Origin of the sequence: Azospirillum sp. (genome assembly GCF_035627195.1) — a bacterium.
Lineage (GTDB): Bacteria > Pseudomonadota > Alphaproteobacteria > Azospirillales > Azospirillaceae > Azospirillum.
In genome coordinates this window covers 1-6875 of the sequence record NZ_DASPMG010000327.1, presented here as the reverse complement: position 1 = coordinate 6875, position 6875 = coordinate 1, and the positions used below count along the sequence as shown (strand labels likewise).

Sequence of the window (6875 nt, the reverse complement as noted above, 5' to 3'; positions counted from 1 at the left end):
GCCCGCACGTGGAGCTGGAGCAGGCGTGCCACCTGCCGCAGGTAGAAGTCGCCGGCCAGGTGGCCGTGCGTGTCGTTGATGGCCTTGAAGCCGTCCAGGTCGATCATCACCAGGACGCCGCCGGCCGCCGGGTTGCGCCGGGCCGCCGCCAGCTCGCGCCGTAGGTGGCCGTAGAAGCCGCGGCGGTTCAACAGCCCGGTCAGCTCGTCCGTCATGGTCAGGCTTTCCAGGTAGGCGATGCGTTCCTGCTGCTGGTTGATGAGGTCCTGCGCCTCGGCCAGCTTCGCCAGCGCGCTCTCCAGGATGCGCTCGCCGGTGTCTTCGACGACCGCGATGCCGAGCCCGCGCGGGTGCGGCAGGCGGTTCCAGCCCAGACCATCCAGGCTGTGTGCGGCGGCGGTATCCAGGGCGGCGAAGGCGTTCATGGTCGGCTCCTCTCGCTTGGCGCGAAATGCTTCGCCTTGCCAGAAGCAACGAGCGTGCCAGAGCCGGACTCCTTGGATTCCGCCACTTTGCCCATCGGCAGAAATCGCCCTTCCCCGGTCCCGCCCGGCAGGAAATTCCGGGCGGCAACAATTCGCCGGACATTTTCGTGATATTTTACCCAAATACCACGCGCCCTTCCGGCATGCGGGTTCCAGCGCGCCGGTGCGCGCGAAGGGGGGGTCGTGGCGTGGGAAAAGCTTTCCCACGCCACGACCCACCCCTGCCCTTCACGCCACCCGGTCGGGCGGCTCTTGCCCGGCAAAAAAGGCATCCAGGTTGTCGAGCGCCTTGAAGCCCATGGCGTTGCGCGTCTCCACCGTGGCGCTGCCCAGGTGCGGCAGCAGGAAGGTGTTGGGCAGGCCGCGGTAGCCGGGGTGCAGGTTCGGCTCGTTCTCGAAGACGTCCAGCCCGGCGGCGGCGACGTGCCCGTCCTTCAGCGCGGCGATCAGCGCTTCGTCGTCCACCACGCTGCCGCGCGCCGTGTTGACGACGACGGCGCCGCGCGGCAGCCGGGCGATGCGGGCGGCGTTCAGCCAGTGGTGCGTCTGCGGCGTGGCCGGGCAGTGCAGGGTCAGCACGTCGGTCGCGGCCAGCATCGCTTCCGGATCGGCGTGGAAGACCGCCCCCTCCTCCAGCTCGGCCGGCAGGCGGCTGCGGTTGGAGTAGTGCACGCTCATGCCGAAGGCCCGCGCGCGGCGCGCCACCGCCTGGCCGATTCGCCCCATGCCGAACACGCCCAGGCGCTTTCCGCCCAGGTGCGTGCCCATCAGCTGGGTCGGCGTCCAGCCGGTCCAGCCGCCGGTGCGCACCAGCGATTCGCCCTCCGACGCCCGCCGGGCGGCGCCCAGGATCAACAGGAGCGCCGTGTCGGCCGTCGCGTCGGTCAGCACGCCGGGGGTGTTGGTGACCACGATGCCGCGCGCCCGCGCGGCGCCCAGGTCGATGTGGTCGGTTCCGACGGAGAAGGTGGCGAGGATCCGCACACTGTCCGGCAGCGCACCGATCACGTCGGCCGTCAGCTTCTCGGCCGGGCAGCAGAGGATGCCGGCCGCGCCGGAGGCCCGCTCCACCAGCGATGGCGCGGTCTGCGGCGCGTCGTCCGGGTTCAGCCGCGCGTCGTAGGTGCGCGCCGCGCGGGCCTCCACCGCCTCCGGCAGGCGACGCGTCACCAGCAGCACCGGACGGGCCTGACTGTCGCTCGTTTGCATCGGTTGCTCCTCCCCTCTCGTTGAATTGCGCTTGGCGGGCCTTTCGGTCCGCGCGAAAAACACCCATTATCCGAGTGAACGGTTTCAATCACCCGTGGAAGCCACCTTGTCCACACTCCGCCACACCGCCCGCGTCACCGCAGCCGCCGTCGCCGCCGCGCTGCTGCTCTCCCCCGTGTCGGCGCGGTCGGCGGAAGCGGCCGCCGAGATCGCGCCGCACCGCGCCATCTACAAGATGTCGCTCCTGAAGGCGCGCGGGTCGAGCAAGGTGGCCGACGTGCGCGGCCGCATGATGTTCGAATGGGCCGACGCCTGCGACGGCTGGACGACGGAGCAGCGCTTCCAGCTGCGCTTCGTCTACGCCGAAGGCGACGAGATGAACATGACCACCAACTACACCACCTGGGAAGCCAAGAACGGCCTGCGCTATCGCTTCAACGTGCGCAAGACCGTGAACGGCGAGGTGGACGAGGAGGTGCGCGGCGACGCCACCATGGAGAAGGACGGCACCGGCGGCATCGCCCACTTCGTCCGGCCGGAGGAGAACGACATGCCGCTGCCCGCCGGCACGCTGTTCCCCAGCGCCCACACGGTGGCCGTGCTGGACCGCGCCCGGTCCGGCGAGGTGTTCTTCAACCGCGTCGTCTTCGACGGCGCCGACGCCGAGGGCGCCACGGAGATCAGCGCCGTCGTCGGCCCGGCCGCTAAGGCCAAGGGCGAGCGCACGCCGGACCTGACCAGGGACCGCAAGGCATGGCCGGTGCGCATGGCCTTCTTCCCGCTGAAGAGCGACGCCGCGCAGCCGGAATACGAAATGAGCATTTCGCTGCTGCAGAACGGCGTGGCCGAATCGATGCAGATCGACTACGGCGACTTCACCGTCAACGCCGTGCTGGAAACGCTGGAGGCCCTGCCGAAGTCCGGCTGCTGAAGTCCGGCGGCTGATCCCTGGCGCGCCATATCACGCGCGCCACGTCACGCATCGAACTCCATCGTCACCACGCAGCGGCCGTCCCTCGCCTCGGCCGCTATGCGGTCGGCGACGCGGCCGATCATGAAGCGGGCCAGCAGGGCGGCCCCTTCCGGGTGTTCCAGGATGTCGTGCTCGGTGGGGCGCAGCGCGCTGGGCTCCAGCAGCTCGCCGTAGTAGGTGACGGAGACGGTGAAGCGGAACTCGTCGAAGCGGGTGCGCACCTCGGCCGGCAAGGCGCCGCCGCCCGCCACCATGCCGTTGGCCGCCAGCGTCTCCACCACCTCCTGCACGGCGTAGCAGGCGCGGTAGACGACGGCCGGCCCGGCGCCCCACAGCTGGCCCTGCGCCGTCATGAAGTCCCACAGCCGGGCGGGCTCCGGGCGCGCGGCGTCAATGGTGAAGCGGCTGCGGCGGTGGATGCCGATGCGGAACACGGCGTTCAGCAGCACCGCCACGGTGACCGCCGTCGCCATGGGCGAGCCCACCAACGGCTCGATCCAGTCGGGCACCGCCTGGAAATAGCCGGGGTCCGACAGCCGCGCCAAGCCCAGCGCCAGCGCGATGCCCAGCATGAACACCTTGCGCGGGTCGAGCAGGCGCGAGACCATCATCTGCGCGCCGTTGACCACCAGGAAGCAGCCGCTGAACAGCAGGGCGGCGCCGATCACCGGCTTCGGCATGACCAGCAGCGCCGTCGCCAGGGCCGGCGACAGCGAGAAGCCGATCAGCAGCGCGCCGATGCCGAACCCCACCACCCGGCAGGTGGCGCCGGTGGCCAGCGACAGGCCGACGGCGCCGGAGGTGGCCGCCTGCCCCACCCCGCCGATCACGCCGGCCGCGACGTTGGTCAGCCCGTCCGCCACGATGCCGCGGCCGATGTTGACGACGTCCGGCCGCTGCCACTCCGCGTCGTTGGCACGTTGCGCCGCCGTCAGCGCGCCGACGGAGTTCAGCGCCATGGCGAGTGCCGAAATGACGAAGGCGGGCACCAGCGCAACGTCGAACGCCATTCCGAAGGAGCCGACGGCGGGCAGCGCGAACAGCGGCGCCGACGCCAACTCGGCCAGCCGCGCCGGCTCGTACTGGCCGAAGGGGATGGCGAGAAGGTAACCGGCGGCGATGCCGATCAGCGTGCAGAACAGCCGCAGGCGCGGCCAGCCCCACACGCTGATGCCGACGATCACCGCCAGCGTGAGCACCGACACGGCGAGGTAGGCCGGCCGCTGCGCCACCGCCACATCGAAGCCCAGGAACTGCCGGTCGGCCAGCACCATCACCGACAGCCCAACGAAGAACACGACAAATCCGGCGATCTCCGGCGGGAACAGCGGCCGCAGGCGCGGCATCAGGCGGGCCAGAACCACCACCACGGCGCCGCTGAAGGCGCTCATGCCCAGGAACAGCGGCAGCCCGCCGTGGCGCAGCGCCACCTCCGCCGCCGGCAGCAGGATCGTCGTCGTGGTCGTCGGCACGAGGGTGCCGGAGCCGATGCCGAATCGCCCCAGCGCCTGCAGGACCGCGCCGATTCCGCCGGCGATCATGGTCAGGCTGACCAGCCGCCCGCCGGCCTCGGCGTCCAGCCCGGCCATGCGGGCGACGCTGACCGCAACCACAAGGTAGATGGCGATCAGCGCCATGTGCTGGAGCGCCAGCAGTACGATCACCGGCAACGGAGGCACGTCGGTCAGCCCGTAGATCAGCTCGGGCGGGCGTTTGGCCATGGCGGGGTCCGGGACGGCGGCGGGAACGTGAACTGTGGCAGAGGACCGCCGGGCGCGCAAACCGTTGGTCCACGCATAAAGCGTGTCGGCGCCGACACACCAGTGCGCCGCGAACACGCCGAGGGCATATATCGAATTGTAAGCAAATCGCGGACAGGACAATATGTTGGGGTCGCCGCGCCCGTGATGCGGCACCAATCGTTTCAGAGGTCTTTCGGATGAGCAAGAAGAAGGTCCAGATCGGGCAGGTCTACCAGTCCGTCGGGTCGTCCAGTGCCCGCGCGTGGCGCGTGCGGGACACCCTCAACCTCTTCAACATCCCGCACGCCCGCGTCGTCAGCACCGAGGATGACGGCGACGTGAAGACGCTCAGCTGCCTCGTGCTGGTCGATCCGGATTACTACCGCCTGATCGAAAGCCCCGCCGCGGCGGCGTGAGCCTATCGTTGGGTTTTCACCTGCGGTTCAACCCAACCTACGGTCGTCCGTAGGTTGGGTTCAGCGCAGCGCAAACCCAACGGCCGGGACCTGTTTCAGTCCGTCATGCCCTTGGCGGCGGACACGGCGTCGCGGACGCTGACGCCCTTGCGCATGATGTTGTCCACGGCGCGGCCCTGCACCATCTTGATGCCGGCCTTGTGCGCGTAGACGAGGCTGGACACCGTATCGCAACGGGCCAGGATGAACTTGCAGCGGTCCTGCTCGGCGATGCGGTCGAAGAAGTACTTCTCCAGGCCCGGATCCATCTCCAGCATGTCGCTGGACCAGAAGATCTTGGCGTAGTCGGCGTTCAGGTATTCCAGGTCGAAATTGGTGACCCAGAACGGGTTCAGGCCGTCCACGGCGATCTGGTAGCGGCGATCCTGCGCGAAGTCGACAACCTCGTTGAACAGCGACAGGTTCTCGATCAGGTCGCCCTTGGAGATCTCCAGCACGACGTTGCCGCGGAAATCGATGGGCAGCCGCTCGTCGAACTTCACGAAGCCGGTGGAGATCACCGTCGACAGGTTGATGTTGATGCCGATGCGCCGGCCGCGCATGAACGACAGCCCGTGGTTCAGCGCCCGCAGCACCGACTGGTCGAGGTTGGCGGTGAAGTAGTTGAACAGCCACTTGTTGGCCGTCAGGTCGTATTCCGGGCAGAGCCGTTCCTGCAGCAGCTTGATCGAGATGTAGAGCTCGTAATACTCGTTCTCGTCGTCGCCCTGGGGATCCAGGTTGGCGATCGCCTGGTTGAACAGGAAGGGCGACAGGTCGAACATCTGCATCTGACGTTCGAGCTTGCCCATTTCCTCCAGCGTGATCGGCGGCTTGGTCTCCGTGGAATGGGTGCCCGCCTCGCCCGCCTGCAACTCTTCGACGAACCGGATGACGTTGACGAAGTTCAACGCCAGTTCCATGATCGAGTAGAGCGAATACTCCTTGTACGGGTTCGGCCCCGTCAGCGTGGTCTTCGACAGGAAGATCTGCTCGACCTTCTGGCACACCTCGGTGACGCCGGTCAGCTTCAGGCCCTTGTAGAGGACGATGACGTCGCCGTTCGAGATGTTGAAGGACTGAAGATAGGACGCCTTCGACCCCAGTTCCTGAATGATCGTGCGGACGATCATCTGGCTGGATGGGTCCTTGTCCTTCAGCAGCGACAGGTGCATGTGGATGAGCCGCATGCCCTGCAGCTCGTTCTTGGCGGACCGCAGCAGGTTCAGCAGCTTGTCGTTGTCGAATTCCGGCCGGGAATCCTTCGCGGCGGCCACGGCCTGCTGCTTCTCCGACGAGGAGAGGCGAACGCGGTCGCGTCCGATCGGTGGTTTGCCGCGAAAACTGCTCATCAACAACGTCTCCCAGCGCGGGAAGGCTCTGGCGGGCCGGCCTGCCACGATGCGGGCACGCGATTCCCCTAACGAGCGAAGTTAACCCTAGCTATCTTTAAAAATGCATTAAACCGTGGTTAATGCGTAGGCACCGATATTTATAGTTAAGCGTCTATACTTGATTCCCCGCAGTCACGACCCGGCCGGCGGTGCCGGAACGATGCGGACGCGGCGGTCCTGGACGGCCAGAGCGATGCGCCCGTGCTTCAACGCCAGCGCGTCGTCGCCGAACAGCTCGCGGCGCCAGCCGTGCAGCGCCGGCACGTCGGCGTTGTCGTCGGCGGCGATGGCCTCCAGGTCGGCGGCCGAGGCCACCAGCTTGCTCGCCACGTGGTTCTCGTCGCACTTCATCTTGAGCAGCACGCGCAGCAACTCGATGATCGGCGTCAGGCCCGGCGGCAGTTCTTCGCGCGCCTCGACTCGCGGGCATTCGGATTCGGGCAGGTCGAGGCCGCGCTGCACGGCGGCCAGCACGTCCGTCCCCTGCTTGCCCTCGGCGAATCCGCGCCCCATGCCGCGCGTGCGGGCGAGGTCGTCGACGGTGGTCGGCGCGTGCGCGGCGATCTCCAGGAGCGCCTCGTCGCGCAGCACGCGCGAGCGCGGCAGGTCGCGCCGCT

7 protein-coding genes are annotated in these 6875 nt (G+C 68.2%); 2 read left to right on the top strand and 5 right to left on the bottom strand.

Annotated elements, in window-relative coordinates:
• Both VED21_RS29385 and VED21_RS29380 read right to left on the bottom strand, forming a co-directional pair.
• Positions 1-425 (bottom strand): GGDEF domain-containing protein (locus VED21_RS29385; protein WP_324888814.1); only part of this gene is annotated, 425 nt, incomplete at its 3' end.
• A gap of 288 nt (positions 426-713) precedes the next feature.
• The gene (locus VED21_RS29380; protein WP_324888812.1) at positions 714-1694 is read right to left on the bottom strand and encodes a D-glycerate dehydrogenase; all 981 of its coding nucleotides are present in this window, start codon (positions 1692-1694) and stop codon (positions 714-716) included.
• Positions 1695-1800: 106 nt separating this feature from the next.
• Here VED21_RS29380 and VED21_RS29375 point away from each other — a divergent pair, with 106 nt between their 5' ends.
• The gene (locus VED21_RS29375; RefSeq protein WP_324888810.1) at positions 1801-2625 is read left to right on the top strand and encodes a cell envelope integrity EipB family protein; all 825 of its coding nucleotides are present in this window, start codon (positions 1801-1803) and stop codon (positions 2623-2625) included.
• A gap of 44 nt (positions 2626-2669) precedes the next feature.
• Here VED21_RS29375 and VED21_RS29370 read toward each other — a convergent pair whose 3' ends face one another.
• Positions 2670-4388: a solute carrier family 23 protein gene (locus tag VED21_RS29370; RefSeq protein WP_324888808.1), complete on the bottom strand. Its 1719-nt coding sequence runs from the start codon at positions 4386-4388 to the stop codon at positions 2670-2672.
• 218 nt (positions 4389-4606) lie between these two features.
• Between VED21_RS29370 and VED21_RS29365 the strand changes: the two genes are divergently transcribed.
• Positions 4607-4825: a hypothetical protein gene (locus VED21_RS29365; protein WP_324888806.1), complete on the top strand. Its 219-nt coding sequence runs from the start codon at positions 4607-4609 to the stop codon at positions 4823-4825.
• A 95-nt stretch (positions 4826-4920) separates the two neighbouring features.
• On the opposite strand, the gene VED21_RS29360 is transcribed toward VED21_RS29365, so the two are convergent.
• Both VED21_RS29360 and VED21_RS29355 read right to left on the bottom strand, forming a co-directional pair.
• Positions 4921-6216 carry a hypothetical protein gene (locus VED21_RS29360; protein WP_324888804.1) on the bottom strand — a complete coding sequence of 432 codons (1296 nt, stop codon included), beginning with the start codon at positions 6214-6216 and terminating at the stop codon, positions 4921-4923.
• Between the two features lie 174 nt (positions 6217-6390).
• Positions 6391-6875 (bottom strand): HRDC domain-containing protein (locus VED21_RS29355; RefSeq protein ID WP_324888802.1); only part of this gene is annotated, 485 nt, incomplete at its 5' end.

What these genes read in the sequence shown, in the direction of transcription:
- VED21_RS29380 (WP_324888812.1), bottom strand. Translation starts at nt 1,694, where the DNA reads ATGCAAACGAGCGACAGTCAGGCCCGTCCGGTGCTGCTGGTGACGCGT.
- VED21_RS29370 (WP_324888808.1), bottom strand. Translation starts at nt 4,388, where the DNA reads ATGGCCAAACGCCCGCCCGAGCTGATCTACGGGCTGACCGACGTGCCT.
- VED21_RS29365 (WP_324888806.1), top strand. Translation starts at nt 4,607, where the DNA reads ATGAGCAAGAAGAAGGTCCAGATCGGGCAGGTCTACCAGTCCGTCGGG.
- VED21_RS29360 (WP_324888804.1), bottom strand. Translation starts at nt 6,216, where the DNA reads ATGAGCAGTTTTCGCGGCAAACCACCGATCGGACGCGACCGCGTTCGC.